The 17,729-nt window shown below is 44.0% G+C and carries 11 protein-coding genes; 6 read left to right on the plus strand and 5 right to left on the minus strand.

Annotated elements, in window-relative coordinates:
• Positions 1 to 226: 226 nt before the first annotated feature.
• The 6 genes from AC1XUD_RS18610 (at position 227) to AC1XUD_RS18635 (ending at position 12,255) form a co-directional block, all read left to right on the plus strand.
• Positions 227 to 1,561, plus strand: coding sequence for a sugar porter family MFS transporter (locus tag AC1XUD_RS18610; protein WP_483362549.1), 1,335 nt, complete (start codon positions 227 to 229; stop codon positions 1,559 to 1,561).
• Between the two features lie 32 nt (positions 1,562 to 1,593).
• The gene (locus AC1XUD_RS18615) at positions 1,594 to 2,502 is read left to right on the plus strand and encodes a carbohydrate kinase family protein (protein WP_483362550.1); all 909 of its coding nucleotides are present in this window, start codon (positions 1,594 to 1,596) and stop codon (positions 2,500 to 2,502) included.
• A 34-nt stretch (positions 2,503 to 2,536) separates the two neighbouring features.
• Positions 2,537 to 5,698 (plus strand): SusC/RagA family TonB-linked outer membrane protein, encoded by a 3,162-nt coding sequence (locus tag AC1XUD_RS18620; RefSeq protein ID WP_483362551.1) that lies wholly within the window; start codon positions 2,537 to 2,539, stop codon positions 5,696 to 5,698.
• Positions 5,699 to 5,716: 18 nt separating this feature from the next.
• On the plus strand, positions 5,717 to 7,432 hold the full coding sequence (locus AC1XUD_RS18625) for a RagB/SusD family nutrient uptake outer membrane protein (protein ID WP_483362552.1): 1,716 nt from the start codon (positions 5,717 to 5,719) through the stop codon (positions 7,430 to 7,432).
• A 289-nt stretch (positions 7,433 to 7,721) separates the two neighbouring features.
• Complete coding sequence (locus AC1XUD_RS18630) at positions 7,722 to 9,230, plus strand: glycoside hydrolase family 32 protein (protein ID WP_483362553.1); 1,509 nt, start codon at positions 7,722 to 7,724, stop codon at positions 9,228 to 9,230.
• A gap of 313 nt (positions 9,231 to 9,543) precedes the next feature.
• A complete protein-coding gene (locus tag AC1XUD_RS18635; protein ID WP_483362554.1) occupies positions 9,544 to 12,255 on the plus strand; it encodes a substrate-binding domain-containing protein in 2,712 nt (903 codons plus the stop codon).
• A 61-nt stretch (positions 12,256 to 12,316) separates the two neighbouring features.
• Here the strand turns inward: AC1XUD_RS18635 and AC1XUD_RS18640 are convergent, their stop codons facing one another.
• The 5 genes from AC1XUD_RS18640 to AC1XUD_RS18660 all read right to left on the minus strand — a co-directional run bounded on the left by AC1XUD_RS18640 (position 12,317) and on the right by AC1XUD_RS18660 (position 17,721).
• Positions 12,317 to 13,393 (minus strand): asparaginase, encoded by a 1,077-nt coding sequence (locus AC1XUD_RS18640; protein ID WP_483362555.1) that lies wholly within the window; start codon positions 13,391 to 13,393, stop codon positions 12,317 to 12,319.
• Positions 13,374 to 14,162 (minus strand): TatD family hydrolase, encoded by a 789-nt coding sequence (locus AC1XUD_RS18645; protein ID WP_483362556.1) that lies wholly within the window; start codon positions 14,160 to 14,162, stop codon positions 13,374 to 13,376. The genes AC1XUD_RS18640 and AC1XUD_RS18645 overlap by 20 nt, the downstream gene beginning before the upstream one ends.
• A gap of 29 nt (positions 14,163 to 14,191) precedes the next feature.
• On the minus strand, positions 14,192 to 15,193 hold the full coding sequence (locus AC1XUD_RS18650) for a glycosyltransferase (RefSeq protein ID WP_483362557.1): 1,002 nt from the start codon (positions 15,191 to 15,193) through the stop codon (positions 14,192 to 14,194).
• A 159-nt stretch (positions 15,194 to 15,352) separates the two neighbouring features.
• Positions 15,353 to 15,976: a polysaccharide deacetylase family protein gene (locus tag AC1XUD_RS18655; RefSeq protein ID WP_483362558.1), complete on the minus strand. Its 624-nt coding sequence runs from the start codon at positions 15,974 to 15,976 to the stop codon at positions 15,353 to 15,355.
• A 236-nt stretch (positions 15,977 to 16,212) separates the two neighbouring features.
• Positions 16,213 to 17,721: a glutamate synthase subunit beta gene (locus AC1XUD_RS18660; protein ID WP_483362559.1), complete on the minus strand. Its 1,509-nt coding sequence runs from the start codon at positions 17,719 to 17,721 to the stop codon at positions 16,213 to 16,215.
• Positions 17,722 to 17,729: the final 8 nt, after the last annotated feature.

The following is a 17,729-nucleotide window of genomic DNA, read 5'->3' on the forward strand; positions in this document are numbered from 1 at the left end:
TATTAAAAACTTAGCAAGTCTCCGCACGACACATTTTACGGTGTATCAAATTTTAAAATTCCTGATACGAAATTTAAAATATCAATTTTAGTTTCAATATAAATATCTTATAATCAGGAAGTTAAAAACACATTCACTTAGTATTCAATTTTAACATTTTTGGTACAAATTCAGAAATTGCTCAGATAAATACCGGTTAGATTCGTCGAAAATTAATTCGAAAATCATGACGAACAAAAAGGTATTCTTCTGGGCTTTCACGGTTGCGCTGGGCGGTTTCTTATTCGGGTTTGACACAGCTGTAATATCCGGCGCGGAAAAATCCATTCAACAGCTTTGGGATTTAACCACTTTCGAACACGGGTTTACCGTCTCGATTGCATTAATAGGAACAGTATTCGGCTCGCTCACGGGCGCCATTCCATCCGACCGTTTTGGTCGTAAAAATACGCTATTTGCCATCGCGGCACTTTACCTCCTCTCCTCGCTGGGAACAGCGCTTGCATCCGACTGGGTTACCTTTTTGATATTCCGTTTTCTGGGCGGAATCGGTGTCGGGATTTCGTCTGTGACTGCTCCACTATATATATCCGAAATATCGCCAACCAAGTCGCGGGGACAATTGGTCGGGATGTTCCAATTCAATGTGGTGTTCGGGATTCTTGTTGCCTATTTGTCTAATTATCTACTGGTGGGCACGAATGAAAACGATTGGCGGTGGATGCTTGGCGTTCAAGCTATTCCATCGTTAATATTTTTGGTTGCTATCTTGTTCGTTCCGGAAAGTCCTCGCTGGCTGATTATCAAAAGAGGAAAAGTTGACGAGGCACGAAAAATCTTACAAACCGCTAATAATCAATCCGATGTTAGTGAAATAGTTTCGGACATTTTAAGATCTGGCGATACATCCGATGCAACCGGAACCAAAGCTTCGCTTTTCTCGGGACAATATAAAGTGCCTGTCATGCTGGCCATATTATTTGCTGCTTTCAATCAGCTTTCAGGAATCAACGCCATTATATACTACGCGCCCCGTATTTTCGAAATGGCGGGTTTAGGTAAAAGTTCGGCATTACTTTCCTCCGCCGGAGTTGGGTTGATCAATTTCTGTTTCACGCTATTGGCGATCAATTTGATTGACCGTTTTGGTCGTCGAACGCTCATGTTTATCGGTTCATTTGGAGTTATCGCTACGCTGGGTCTGGTCGCTCAGGCTTTCTACTCCGGTAACCTGGGGGGATATGCTGTTCCTGTTTATCTATTTATTTATATCGCTTTTTTTGCCCTATCTCAAGGTGCGGTGATATGGGTTTTCATTTCCGAAATATTCCCCAACCAGGTACGCGCAGCCGGCCAGTCGCTCGGCAGCTTTGTACACTGGTTTTTAGCGGCTATCATCGCTTTCACATTTCCCTATATCGCTGAAACATTAGGTGGCGGAAACACCTTTATGATCTTCTGCGGCATGATGGTTCTTCAACTGCTTTTTGTATGGAAAATGATGCCCGAAACGAAGGGCACTTCTCTGGAACAAATCGAAAAGACACTTATCCTTCATTGATTTTCAGCTCATTACCCTAACAAACTATTGATATGACACCGAAAATAACCGTTTTTGGAGAGATTTTGTGGGACGTATTGCCAACAAGCAAACTGGCCGGCGGCGCCCCCATGAATGTTGCCGCACATCTGCATCATCAGGGAGTAGATACTGCATTTATCAGCCGCGTCGGAAACGATGATCTTGGGAAAGAATTGCTGGTTTACCTTGAGAACAGGGGGCTTGCGTTGGATCTGGTACAAACTGGCGAAACACATTTGACAGGGGTTGCGAAAGCCAATATTTCGGATAGCAACGAAGTCACTTACAAAATCCTTCATCCGGTAGCCTGGGACTATATTCAGTTCGATAAAAATGCACTGAATTCGATAAAGGAAAGCGCTTTGTTTGTGTATGGATCGCTTGCATGTCGTGACGACACGACTTACACTACGCTGCTACGTTATCTTCCCGATGCCAAACTTCCCGTTTTTGACATCAACCTGCGTCCTCCGCATTATACTTCCGAGCGCGTTCTGGAATTGATGAAATATGCCAGGATCGTGAAAATGAACGAGCATGAGATCAAGGAAGTATGCGAATGGCTTTCTGTAGACCTGAATATATCTGCTGCGATGGCATATCTAAAAAAAAGCTTCGATCTGCATACCATCATCGTAACCTGCGGGCCCGACGGAGCAATTGTCCTCAATGAAGAGAACCGGTACTTCACCCATCCAGGATTCAAAGTGGATGTAGCTGATACGATTGGAAGCGGCGACTCATTTTTAGCAACTTATCTAAACCAGACACTCAACGGAACCTCGGTTGAAAAGGCTCTTGAATATGCTTGCGCTGTTGGTGCGTTTGTGGCCAGTCAGCAAGGCGCCATACCGACTTACACGCAAGACGATATCACTGGCTTGATCCGTAAACAGTGCACCAGCACCGGAATCGCCTGACGCTATTTTGTTTAATTTTTAATCAAATTTTTCAATGAAAAGAAAATTACTATTGATGGTCTTCACCATCTTTTGCGCAGCCGTTCAAACGGCGTGGGCGCAGTCAAAAGTAACAGTTTCAGGAGTCGTGAAAGGCACCGACGGAGTGACACTACCCGGTGTGAGCATTTTAGAAAAAGGAACTCCAAACGGCACAGTGTCAGACGTTTCAGGAAACTATTCCATTTCCACTACGTCCACTGCAACATTGGTTTTTTCTTATATCGGAATGGAAACGAAGGAAATAGCAGTTGCCAATAAATCCGTTGTCGACGTTATCCTTTCGGTAGATTCCAAAATATTGAATGAGGTAGTTGTGGTTGGTTATACTTCTTCAAAAAAGCAGGATTTAACAGGGGCAATTGCGGTGGTGGATCTGGCACCTATCAAAAATATCAGCTCCGGAAATCCTATGCAGGCTCTGCAGGGACGTGTGCCCGGCCTGTATATTGAGAAAACTGGTTCACCCAACGGTGCTAACTCGAGAATTCTGATTCGCGGTGCGAATACCTTAGGAAATACCGATCCGCTATATATTATCGATGGTATGCCAACGAAAAGACCAGAAGTCATGCAAAGCCTGAACCCCGCGTCGATTGAGTCGATTCAGGTTTTGAAAGATGCATCAGCTTCCTCAATTTATGGTTCACGTGCTTCAAACGGGGTTATTATTGTAACGACCAAAAACGGTGCCAACGCCAATGGCAAGGTTTCCATTAATTTTAACAGCAGCATTTCTGCACAGACTGAAAAATACCAGCGCTTTAAAATGCTCAACTCGGTCGATCGGGGAAGGGCATTATGGCAAGCCTCTGTCAACGACGGCGTTAATCCAGAAGATGGTTACGGCGAGATTTATACCTTCGACTGGAATAAGGATTTCAGTAATCCAAAACTGAATAGTGTTGCGGTAAAACCGTTGGTGGGAGGAAACCCGAATATGCCAGCCGGAGATACGGACTGGCAAAAAACGATGTACAAAACAGGAGTCGTAACTAACAACGAACTTGCGATTACCGCCGGAAATAAAAACTCATCATTGGAAATAAGTCTGGGCTATTATCACAACAACGGAATGTTGCGGTATACCAATTACAGCAGGCTAACAGGCCGTATCAACGGAATGACCAGTACTTTCAATAATCGACTTAGAATTGGTGCAAATATGCAGGTTTCTTCTTCCAAAGAAACGCTTTCTTCTACCGATATTGGAGGTGCAGCTACCCCTGGTTTGGCCGTTACGCTCGCGCCGACTATCCCGGTATATGCGAAAGACGGGACTTACGGCGGTGCCATTGGGTCTGGGTATTCTGACCGGAACAATCCGCTCCATATGCAGGACATCAACAAGTGGGATCGCACCAAAAGATATTCCGTTTTTGGAAACGTGTTTGTAGAATTCGAACCGATTAAAAATCTGTTTCTGAAGTCCAATATTGGAGTTGACGACGCGGATTACTATTCTAAAAACATCGAGCAATCATTTGAGGAAGGTTCTTTTGGCAGAACCAGCAATAGTCTGACCATTGATCAAAACAGATTCCTGAGCGTAACCTGGTCAAATACCGCAAGATACAATCTCGATAAAGGTGATAACCATTTCAAATTCCTTGTGGGGGTTGAAGCCATTAGAAACGATATCAACTATCAGACCGATCGCAAAGAGGGATTTGCAGTTCAAACGGAAGACTACTTTGTTTTGAACGCGGGAACCGGTAATGCCAACGTCATAGGAACCGGTACAGGCAGCCGTCTTTTGTCTCAATTCGCAAGAGTTGATTACGGTTTTTCCGATAAATACCTTGCCGCTGTGACGCTCCGCCGCGATGGATCTTCCCGATTTGGTAGTGAAAACCGTTTTGGTATTTTCCCTGCCGCTTCCGTGGGATGGAGATTGGATCGTGAAAATTTCCTGAAAGATTCGAAAGTCGTCAGCAATCTGAAACTTCGTGTGGGAGTAGGACGGGTTGGTAACCAGGAAATTGGAGATCTTGCTCGCTTCGGTCTCTATGACACGCGATATGGCGCAAGAGCTTCACAATACCCGAACGGGCACAATTCATTTTTCGATCAATACTATAATATCGGAACGGCATATGATCTGAACGGAGCCAACACCGGAATTCTTCCATCAGGTTTTGTTTCCGTTCAGGGGCAAAATCCTAACCTGAAATGGGAGACGACAGACGAGCTGAATACCGGAGTTGATTTCGCCTTTTTGGATGGAAGTATACAGGGTTCATTTGACTATTTTACCAGAAAGACAAGTGATATCCTGATCACGCCGCCAATTGCGTCGGCAGTTGGCGAAGGACAGTTGAAAGTGGTGAACGGAGCTACAAAAACCAACCATGGATTTGAGTTTTCATTAGGATATTACTCCAAACCGATCGGCGATTTTACATATAGCGTCATGACCGGAATCAGCCGATTCAGAGACAAGATCACCGTCCTCCCGGAAGAAGTAAGATCGGCATATCCTGGAAATGTGGACCATACAATTTTAGGACATTCCCAATTTGATTTATTTGGATACAAGACGGATGGATTGTTCCAAAGCCAGGCTGAAGTGGATGCTGCTCCTGCGCAGGTGGGCGCCGGACCCGGCAGGATTCGATATGTCGACACCAACGGAGATAATGTAATCAACGATCTGGACCAGCTTTTCTATGGCACATCACTTCCGTCATTCGAGTATAATGTGAGAATTGACGCGGGTTACAAGAATTTTGATTTGTCAATTTTCGGTTCCGGTATTGCTGGCAGAACAGGTTTTGATGCATATACTTTTTATAACAATTTCATTAGAGGTAGAGACAATGTCGGACCGGGAGTGTTCAATGCATGGTCAATTAATAATACCGGCTCTAATATCCCAGCACTGTCATTATCTGACGTGAATGGCGAAACCCGTAATTCCGATTACTTCAACCTGAATACCTCTTACTTCAAGCTGAGAAACATTCAGCTGGGATATAGTTTGAACGGCGATTTCGTAAAGAAAATTGGTCTGGAAAGATTCCGCATGTATGTCATGATCGACAACCTTTTCCTGATCAAGTCTAGGCAGTTTGAAGGTCCCGATCCTGAGCGCGTGGATATCAATGCCATCCCCGTTCCGCGCTCGTTTACAGCCGGAATTAATGTTTCATTCTAATTTTAAAGTCAGATCCAAATGAAAAATAACATATTAAAATATAGTTTGCTGATCGCAGGTGGCCTATTGATCACCACTTCCTGCAAAGATTTTTTAGACTACCAACCACAAGGTCTTTTGTCTTCGGATGATGTAAAATCCGCTTCCAGCATCGAGGCTTTGGCAAATGCTGCCTACGCAGGAATAGGTAATGATGAAATGATTGGACCCATGACCAGCATGTGGGTTTACGGATCCGTTCGCTCGGACGACGCCTATAAAGGTGGCGGAGGTGTTGGTGATGTTTCTGATATAGACTTTTACGAGCACTACAATCTCACCCGCCCACAGCAGGGATGGATGCATCCATATACCTGGGAGAATTTTTACAAAGCAATTTCCAGAGCTAATGCAGCACTGAAAAGCCTGAACTCAGTGACAGACGCCGAGTTTCCGTTAAAGCAAACACGTACTGCCGAGATGCGTTTTCTTCGGGGACATTCCCATTTTATGTTGAAAATGTTGTTCAAGAACATTCCATATATCGACGAAAATATGTCAAGCGACGACATATTAAAAGAGTCGAATGTCAAATACAAAAATGACGAGCTATGGAGTAAAATCGGCGAAGATTTCGAGTTTGCCATCGCCAACCTGCCGGTATCGCAAAGTCAGATCGGTCGGGCAAACAAGATTTCGGCATCAGCCTATCTTGCAAAACTGAGGCTTTTTCAGGCATATGAACAGGACGATACCCACAAAGTGACGAATATCAACAAAACCCGTCTGCAGGAGGTTGTTGATCTAACGCAAGCTGTTATCAGTTCAGGTAAATATGCGCTTCAACCCGATTTTGGTGAAAACTTTATTGCAGAAAATGAAAACGGACCGGAGTCCATTTTTGCAATCCAGTATTCGATCAATGACGGAACTGCCGCCGGACGCCTGAGCTATGTAACAGGTCTGAACTATCCCCATGGCGCGCCACAATATGGATGCTGCGGGTTTCACCAGCCTAGTCAAAATCTTGCAAATGCATACAAAACGGATGGGAACGGTCTGCCACTTTTCGAAACATTCAATGACGCCAATGTAGATTTCAATGCCAATACGGTTGACCCGCGTGTCGATCACACCATTGGTATAGACGGGCATCCCTACAAATACAATAACGCCTTACCTTTCAGCAACAGTTGGGTGCGCGATCCGGGAGTTTACGGCTATTTCCATACGATGAAAGAGCAGCAATTGGCTACAAGCGCGTCTTATCATAAAGAAGGCCCATTTATCGGTTCGTCCAAAAACATCGATATCATTCGTTACGACGACGTGCTGCTTATGCAAGCCGAAGCTTACATCGAATTGGGCCAACAAGCTCAGGCGCTTCCGCTGATCAATCAAATCAGGAAAAGGGCGGCGGCAAGTACGGGTAGATTGAAAAAAGCAGATGGTACGTTTGCATCCAAGTACAATATCAAAGAGTATTCAGCCACTGGCTGGACGCAGGAATATGCCCGTCAGGCGTTGCGTTGGGAAAGACGACTGGAGTTCGCTACGGAAAGTCCGCGGTTCTTTGACCTCGTGCGCTGGGGTATTGCCGAAAAAACTTTGAACGGATATCTGGATGTCGAGAAAGTAAGACGACCGTTTTTAGCAACCGCCAAATTCACGGCCGGAAGAGATGAATACCTACCCATCCCGCAGCGCGAAATCAGTTTTACCAAAGGACTTTATCAACAAAATCCCGGCTTCTGATAGTCAACTTATGACGACACACTGCATTGAGATTGGAAGGATGCGGGTGTCGTCAATTTTTCGATTTTGTTTTTGCTAATAAAAATAGAATCGCACTTTATGAATAATTTTTGTGAAGTTTACAATGTGAATTGATTTTCGCAGAGAATAACTAAGCTATAATCAGCATATTAAAAGGAGTTCGAAGAACGAATGACAAACTTTGATTTACGTTTTGATTTGACGGGTCAAAATTCAATTAAACACAAACCCGATTGCCTAAGGGCTAATCGTTGATAACTAACTAAATATGAACAGAATATATCTCAGCGCGCTGCTTTTGCTTGGGCTATTTGCCTCACAATCAATTGCTCAGACGGGCAAAGAGAAATACCGCCCGCAATTCCATTTTACGCCGAAAGCCAATTGGATGAACGATCCGAACGGTATGGTTTTTCACAATGGCACCTATCATTTGTTTTATCAATATTATCCCAACGACAAAGTTTGGGGACCCATGCACTGGGGTCATGCTACGAGTAAGGATATGGTTGCCTGGACGGAACAGACGATAGCGCTTTATCCTGATAGTCTGGGATATATCTTTTCAGGAAGCGCAGTCGTGGATTCAAAAAATACATCCGGCTTTGGAAAAGATGGAAAGACGCCTCTGGTGGCCATTTTTACCAGTCATGATCCTGTTTTAGAAAAAAAGAAAACCGGTACGCACGAAACGCAGAGCATTGCATATAGTTTGGATGAAGGCAAAACGTGGACCAAATATGCAGGAAATCCAGTAATCAAAAACCCGGGAATTAACGATTTTCGAGATCCGAAAGTGCGTTGGTACGAACCTGCCAAAAAGTGGATCTTGACACTGGCTACTACTGACCGTATCACATTTTTTTCTTCGCCAAACCTGAAAGACTGGACTCGTGAAAGTGAGTTTGGACACGACGCAGGTGGCCACGGTGGTGTATGGGAATGCCCGGATTTGTTTCCGATCATGCACAACGGGAAGCAAGTTTGGGTTTTGATAGTCAATATCAATCCGGGTGGGCCAAATTTGGGTTCGGCAGGACAATATTTTTTGGGTGATTTTGATGGGAAAGTCTTTACGGCTTATTCAAAAGAAACCAAATGGCTGGATTTCGGAACGGACAATTATGCCGCAGTTACTTTCTCAAACACTGGAAATCGCACCGTATTGATGGGTTGGATGAGCAACTGGCAATATGCCAACGTGGTGCCGACCGATCCGTGGCGAAGTGCCAATACAATAGCCCGTGAATTGGGACTGGCCGCGGTTGGAAAAGAACTTTACCTGACGTCTGTTCCTGTGAAAGAATTGGCAGCGTATCAGCAAACCGGTTTTTCGGTAAACAATACCAAAGTAAACGGCTCTCTTGATTTAACTTCAAAAGCCGACAATAAAACCGGACTTTTCAGGCTTGACTTTACGGCTCCTGTTGCCGGCGATTTCTCGATTGTGCTGGCAAATGACGCTGGCAATGAGATGGTGATTGGGTATGACAAGGCTAGCAACAATTATTATATCGACCGGACAAAATCTGGTAAAACGGATTTTGAAAAAGGTTTTGCAGAAAAGCATATCGCTCCGAGATTATCTCAAAACAAAGCTATGTCGATCACATTACTGGCGGATGTAGCCTCAGTAGAGCTTTTTGCCGACGGCGGGTTGACTGTGATGACCGATATATTTTTCCCGGAAAAAGAGATGTCGAAATTGTATATTAAGTCGGCGTCGGGGATATCAATAGAAAGTTTGAAATATGCGAAGTTGAAGCCGTCGATGTAGATGATCGCTTTGGGTTGAAACGCTGAGTTGTGGGAGTGGGTCGCGGAGTTATGCAGCGTTTTTATCCAATAGTGGCCCGGATCCTCACTATCAAGATTGAGACGCTAAGTTAAGTTGAGTGGATCGTGGGGGTTACGCTGAGTTTTTCTACGACCGTTTGCCTTGTTCACACGGAACTTTGAGTGTTTTGAAGAAGATCCTTTCGAGACACAGGCGACAGGTAAGATTTCACTGCGAAACTCAGCGTTTAACACCCCTAACTCTGCGTTTGATTTACTAAAAAAACGAATTATAAGTAAAGGAACTTGCCGCCATGAGGTTTCGTTTAGTCCTGATATTTTTAGTATCCCTCTGCTGGGGATGCGATGTAAAAACCGATGAAAAATACGTCATCGGTTTTTCGCAATGTACAGGCGACGACGAATGGAGAAAAGCAATGCTTGATGGCATGAAGCGGGAACTGGCGTTTTCTCCCAACACGCAACTGATTTTCAAAGACGCGAATGCGAATAGCCAAACCCAGGTGGCCCAAATCCATGAGCTTCTGAAAAGTGGTATCAATCTTTTGATCGTATCACCGAACGAGGCGGAGCCGCTCACTCCCATCGTTGAAGAAGCATATAAAAACGGCATTCCCGTTGTGGTGGTAGATCGTAGAACTTCTTCGCCTTACTTTACAGCCTATGTTGGTGGCGATAATTATGAAGTCGGGAAAACGGCAGGTCAGTATATTGCCTCAATTCTTAAGGGAAAAGGCAAGATTATTGAAATAACCGGATTACCAAAATCCTCACCGGCCTCCGATCGAACGAAGGGCTTAAGGGATGCACTCGCGTCTCATCCGGATATCCAGCTTATTGCTACATTGAATGGACAATGGGAAAAACCGATTGCAAAAAAAGAGCTGGCAAAGATATTACCTAATCACCCGGATCTGAGTCTGGTTTTCGCTCAAAATGAAGTAATGGCGCTGGGAGCCAGCGAGGTATGCGCAGCCACTTTTCCTGACAAAAACATCAAAGTCATTGGCGTTGATGGCCTTCCGGGTGAGTTTGGCGATATTCAAATGGTATATGACCGGAAAATTACCGCAACGGCGCTATATCCCACCGGTGGTGAGGAAGCTATTCGAGTGGCCCTGAATATTCTTAAAAAACAGCCGTTTCAAAAAGAAAATTTACTCCAGACAGCCATCATCGACTCTTCAAATGTGCGCATGATCAGGATGCAAACCGATAAGATTATTCAACACCAAAATGATATCGAACGCCAGCAGCAACGAATTGACGAGCAACTTGAAATTTACAAAACTCAGAAAGGACTCCTGTATGTCATGACGGCGCTGTTCCTTCTCGCGATCATATTAGGCTCAGTGGTATTGTATTCGCTGTATGAAAATAAAAGAATAAATAAGGAACTCAAGGCCAAAAATGAAGAGATATTGATTCAGCGCAATAGAATTCAGGATATTGCCGAAAAAGCGAAAGAGGCGACTGAATCCAAATTCAGGTTTTTTACCAATATCTCGCATGAATTCCGTACTCCATTAACGCTTATCCTTGGACCACTTGAAGAATTATTGAGAGGGAAAAATGATAATCACTTTGCCAAAAAACACCTTGCCCTTATTCAAAAAAATGCGCAAAGATTACTTTGGCTGGTAAATCAACTAATGGATTTCAGAAAAATTGAAAGTGGAAAAATCACCTTGCACGCACAGCAAAATGACATTGTGCCTTTCATTAATGATCTGATGGCTCCGTTCGAATACGTTGCTAAAAAACGAAAGATCGATTTCAGGTTGATATCCAAAGTCCATGAATTGAATGTCTGGTTTGACACGGATATGATAGACAAAGTATTATTTAATCTGCTTTCCAATGCATTTAAGTTTACTGAAGACCGGGGCAGGATTTACATTTATCTTGAACAAACGGCTGAATCGGTAGTGATCAAAGTGCAGGATAATGGTACCGGAATGTCAGAAACTGACCTTGCGAGTGCTTTTGAAATGTTTTATCAGGGCAGAAATAGTGTAAAAGGTACTGGGTTGGGCCTGCCGCTTTCGCGGGAATTTGTGGAACTGCATCAGGGAACCATTGAAGCCGAAAGCAAAAAGGGTGAAGGGGCACTATTTATTGTTACCTTGCCACTCGGAAACGCTCATCTTCGACCGGAGGACATTAGCTCCGAAACTCAGCATCTTACAGGTTCAAGATTTAAGCAGACGATATCGGAGGCATCCAATGATCAGTCGGTCGCACTGGACGCAGACGCCCCGACCGTCGTGGTTGTTGAAGACAACGAAGATTTGTTGCCGTTTCTACAAAACCTTTTGCAAACTCAGTTTCATGTCGTAACCGCGACAAACGGAAAAACCGGGCTGGAAAACTGTTTTGATTTTGTTCCCGATTTGGTTATTTCCGATGTGATGCTCCCGGAAATGGATGGTTTGAAATTGGCTACGACTTTAAAATCAGATATGCGTACATCGCATATCCCCATTATACTTTTAACTGCAAAAAGAAGTACAGAGCAACAAATAGAAGGCATGCAAACGGGGGCAGATATGTATATCACGAAGCCTTTCAGTACCCAATTTTTGCTTGAAAGTATCAAAAGTTTATTGGCTAACCGGAAAATCCTGGCTTCTTCTGGTTTCGGCCAGAATATTACAGAATCGGGAAATACTCATTCCCGGTTAGACAAAAAGTTCCTGAATGATTTAAGGGCTGTTATTCAGCAAAATATGGCGGATGCAAATTTGAGTGTGGAATATATAGGAAAAGAACTAGGGCTTTCGCGCGTTCAACTTTACCGAAAAACCAAAGCCTTGTCCGGAAGTAGCGTAAACGATTTAATACTGGCGATCAGGCTGGAAAAGGCGTGCAGCATGCTTACCAACCCTGATGTGTCGATAGCAGAAGTTGCCGAAGAGGCCGGTTTTGGCTCCCAGAGCTATTTCTCGACTGTTTTCAAGACGAAATACGGGGTATCTCCGAAGGATTTCAAAAATTCAAAGTAACTGGGGATCTTCCTATTAGACTTAACTGGCTCTGAAAACCTGGCAAGTCCTGAGCGGGAATTTACTCCACACTCATTTCTCCTCTGAGCGGCGTGGCTAGTAATTTGCGACGGGTATTGTAATCTGATTCCTTTTCCAACACATACATCAGCTTTGTTATCGCAGCCTCAATGGTGATATCCGAGCCGCTCACCACACCAACCTGCCCCAAAAACCGGCTTGTTTCATACTGCCCCTGATTGACCCGGCCGCCATCGCATTGCGAAACGTTATATATAATCAACTCACGATCAATGGCTTCTTTAACAGCGTTCAGAAACCATTCGTCGGTAGTCGCATTACCCGCGCCGTAGGTTTCTAAAACCACTCCTTTTAAGTTCGGGATATTAAAAACGGCATTCACAACTTCATAAGTTATACCCGGAAAGACCTTCAGGAAAGCCACTTCCGTATTCAGATGCTTTTCAACATTTAGTTTTTCTGCAGGATTGTACGGCTTCAAAAATGGATAATAAAATTCAATCCTAACTCCGGCATTTGCCAGTAGTGGATAGTTTTCCGAATGAAAAGCATCAAAATCAGAGCTTTCCTGCTTTTTTGCCCTATTACCCCGAAGCAATCTTGAATTAAAAAATATACATACTTCCGACACAATCGGATTACCATTTTGAGCTTTTGCGGTTGCTATTTCCAAAGCTGTCAGGAAGTTTTCACGAGCATCCGATCGAGCCACACCTATCGGCAATTGAGCTCCTGTGAGGATCACAGATTTGTTCAGCCCCTCCAATAAATAGCTAAGCGCTGACGCAGTATAGGCCATCGTGTCTGTTCCGTGCAAAATCACAAAACTGTCGAAATGTTCGTATTCAGTCTCAATGATAGTCGCCAGTTCGATCCATATCGCCGGCGACATATTGGAGGAATCAATCGGTTTTTCGAGAGACAAAAAAGTTACGGCAAAATCAAGACGCTGCATTTCGGGCACACGCTCCACCACCTGGTCAAAGTTGAACGGCACCAGCTGACGACCTTTTACGTCATATACCATCCCGAGTGTACCTCCCGTATATATCACCAAAACCGACCCACGACCCGGCTGAGGCGAAACGGGCATGATTTCAATTCTTTGATATGCCATTTATTGAGTAATTTTTGGAAAGCGATAATGCAGTTTGAGTCGTTAATTCAATTACAACCTCTTTGGAAACCTCTTTTAAATCGCCCACTCTTTGAGCTATGAGCTGGAGATAAGCCGGCTCGTTTCTTTTGCCCCGGTACGGAACAGGCGCCAGGTAAGGCGCATCCGTTTCGAGTACTACATGATCGAGATCTATATAAGGCAGCACTTTATCCAAACCGCCATTTTTGAAAGTAACAACCCCTCCAACTCCAATTTTAAACCCCAACTCAATCGCCTTTTGAGCTTCCTCCAGATTCCCTGTAAAACAATGGAATATGCCGGTTAAACGCTCGTTACCAAATTGTTCAATCAATGCTACAGTCTCCCAAAAAGCATTTCGACTATGTATATCAATCCAAAGATCATGTTTTATTGCCAACTCACACTGGTGCAAAAAAGCAACCTCCTGTTGCGCACGAAAGGTTTTATCCCAGAACAAGTCCATACCAATCTCGCCGATTGCCAGGAAAGGATATTTGGAAAGATAATCTTCCACAATGGCAAGTTCCTTTTCGAAATCTTCCTTCACGTAACATGGATGCAAACCGATCATCGGCAAACACCGATCAGGATATGTTTCTGCCAGTACCATCATTCCTTCGATTGTTGTGTGATCGCAATTGGGCATCCAAATCTGCGCTATCCCTGCATCCCAGGCTCTGGATAACATTCCTGAACGATCGTCGGCGAATTCGTCGCTATATATATGTGCATGCGTTTCTATCATATCCAAAATCTTATTCTATAATAAGTAACTCAATATTCCCTCCCCTTCCAACTCACTTTACCTGACTTGAAGTAATTAAAAAGCATCAAAGTTGTACTGCAGGAAAGGTAAAACCAAAACAGCGGAACCGATTTCCACAAGTCATTCTGCCGCAAAATTACCACTGAAATAATGGTTAACAGCGTTACAAATAAATAATTTCCCAGAAACAGCCAGAATGCCAGTACGGGCTGCCATATAGCTAATAAAAGTAATAATGGCGCTAGAAGCGCTGTTAGAATAAGTACTGCCTGGGTAGTCCAGGTCGAAAGCATTACGCCCTGCATCCATCTGGTTCGTTGCGCTAGCCAGCCTGATAATGAATCGAGCGGTTCCGACTGTGAGAGGACTTCTGTTTTATAACACATTTTAAACTCAAAGCCTTTCTTCACAATGGCCATGAAAAGAGTATAATCTTCAACGACCGAAAATCCAAGTTTTTCATATCCTCCAACTGCCTGATATGCTTTGCGGGAAACTGCCATATTGTTTCCCAAACCAGTTATCGGAATTCTCAGCAAAGAAAAAAAGCGGGTGACCAACATCGCCTGCATCCATTCCAATGATAAGAAATTGGCAAAAATAGTATCCTTATTCATTCTGGTTACGCCAACGACAACCCCGGTTTTTTCCGAAAATTCAGCAAGCATGGCATTCAGCCATTCAGTATTTACAGCAATATCTGCGTCACAAAAAAAGTAATATTCCCCTTCCGCAGCCTGGGCTAGCTGTGCTAAAACATTGGCCTTACCGCGCAAGTCTGCTATTTGCTTATCGATAAGAATATACTTGAATTCTGGCCTATCGTGAATGAACTGGCTGACAATCATCGCCGTTGCATCGGTCGAACCATCGTCGCCGACTAATACCTCTAAATCGTGTTTGGGAAAATGAAGTTGATCCACGGAATCAAGGCAGCGCCCTATATTCTCTTCCTCATTTCTTGCGGCTATAAGGATACTTATTTTGGGAGATTGATTTGGGAGAGGCATTCGTTCGTGCGCATCGTTGTTTTTGTTTCACGCAAAGTAAGGTAAGTTTAGGCAAAGGTTGCAAAGATTCATTCAATGACTTTCCCGTCTTCGCATTTTCATCGTTTTTAGCTTTGCGTAACACTTCGAAATCACAAGCTATGCCCGACTTGAATTTCCTCATTTCATAGGAATTGCCTCAAAAGCATATCCCTCCTTCGTAAAATGCTCCAAAAATAGCGGCAGGGTATACTCCATATTCCGCGATGCTTTGATGCTGTCGTGAAAAAGAACGATGGACCCTGGCCGGCTGTGTTGAATGGATTTCCGAAGGCACTGGTCCGGTGAAATTGTTGCGGAGAAGTCTCCGCTTAACACATCCCACATCACCACTTTTGTGTTTTCAGGAAGTAATCTGGCCTGCTTTTTTTGAATGCGGCCATATGGGGGTCTGAACAAATCCGTTTGCATCGCAAGCTGATCTTTACATTTGAGCATATTTGATATATACTCATTAGTGTCAGACTTCCAGCCGTTCATATGATTAAAGGTATGATTGCCGATAGAATGTGCTGACGATGCTACCTTGGCAAAAATATCAGGGTGCTTGCGCACGTTGTCTCCAATGCAAAAAAAAGTGGCTTTTGCGTTCCATTTATCAAGGGTTTCCAGCACAAACTCAGTCACATCCGGAATGGGGCCGTCGTCAAAAGTGAGGTACAAAACCTTTTCTTTCGTCGGCATATGCCACAAAAATTTTGGATAAAACGCTTTAAGCCAGAAGGGAGAATAATGCAAAAACATTCAGAAAATATTTACTCATTATGAGCGGAAAGAAATTTTAAATCTTGTCCAAAGATACGTATAGAGCCATCAATATGTTTTGCCGCGGCATATAAATCTCTAACGTAAAAAAGCCACCATTAGGTAGCTTTTTTATGAAATTTTATATCAGAGAGATTATCGTTTTCTGAACACATTATTCTCTTCCTTATGAGAATGGTTCAGCGACCATTCTTACAAGACCTGACAATATCATTTTATGCGTTTGCAAATTGCGGACTCAACATCGATACAGCTTTCGCTTCCAGGAACGACTCTCCCATCAGGTATTCATCTACTGCGCGAGCAGCTTCCCTGCCTTCGCTGATCGCCCAGACAACCAATGATTGTCCACGACGGCAGTCACCGGCTGCAAATACTTTTTCGTTGGTAGTAGACTGATATCCGTTGGTTTTGATATTACCTCTTTCGTCGTATTCTAGTCCAAGGTCATTCAATATACCTTCCTGCTGTGGGTGAAGGAAACCGGCCGCAAGGAACGCCAATTCACAAGGAATTTTACGCTCACTTCCCGCCACTTCTTTCATCTGCATTCTTCCTGTTTCCGCATCTTTCTGCCAGTCCAGATCCACAATTTTCAAGAACTTAAGGTTTCCTTCTTCGTCACCAACAAATTCTTTCGTATTGATCGACCAATGCCTGTCGCAGCCTTCCTCGTGCGAAGTCGACGTGCGCAACATCATCGGCCAGTTTGGCCAAGGTGTGCTCGTATCACGGTCTTTTGGAGGAATCGGCATCAATTCAATCTGAGTGATTGATTTTGCACCATGCCTTCCGGAAGTTCCAACACAGTCAGATCCAGTATCTCCACCACCGATCACCACTACGTGCTTGTCAGTCGCCAGTATTTGTCCATTGGTATAAGCAGCACCCTTGTGATCCACAACTGGCTCAATACCAGCCACTCGTTTATTCTGCTGACTTAGGAACTCCATAGCAAAGTGAACGCCCTTCAAATGTCTTCCTTCTATTTTAACGTCACGGGGAACAGTTGAGCCCATTGTCAGAACAACGGCGTCAAACTCGTTCAACAGATCATCAGCCTTGATATCTACACCCACATTTACGTTGGTGCGGAACTCAACGCCTTCTTCCTGCATCACTTCCAGACGACGATCGATCACTCTCTTGTCAAGCTTGAAATCAGGAATACCATAACGCAGCAAACCACCAATTTTGTCAGCACGTTCGATCAAAACAACATCGTGACCGGCTTGATTCAACTGATTCGCAGCGGCTAATCCGGCAGGGCCAGAACCAACAACCGCGATTTTTTTACCCGTTTTATGTTTAGGAAACTTAGGTTTTACAAGACCCAGTTCAAATGCCTTTTCAATAATTGACTTTTCAATAAACTCAATCGCAACGGCTGGTTTATTGATTCCAAGTACGCATGAAGCCTCACACGGAGCCGGACAGATACGCCCGGTGAACTCTGGAAAATTATTAGTTGAAGTCAGGATTTCATATGCCAGTCCCCAGTTGCTGTCATATACAGCATCGTTGAATTCAGGAATGATGTTTCCAAGTGGGCAGCCATTGTGGCAAAACGGTATACCGCAGTCCATACACCTGGCAGCCTGTTGTTTCGAGGTTGCATCGGTTGGCGCAGCTTCTATTTCCTGGTAATCTTTAAGACGTTCGGCAACTGGTCGTTTTTTTGGCAATTCCCTTTCAAACTCTAAAAATCCGGTTGGTTTTCCCATTATATACT

The sequence above is a fragment of the Dyadobacter sp. HNCC25DJ184 genome, from assembly GCF_056895215.1.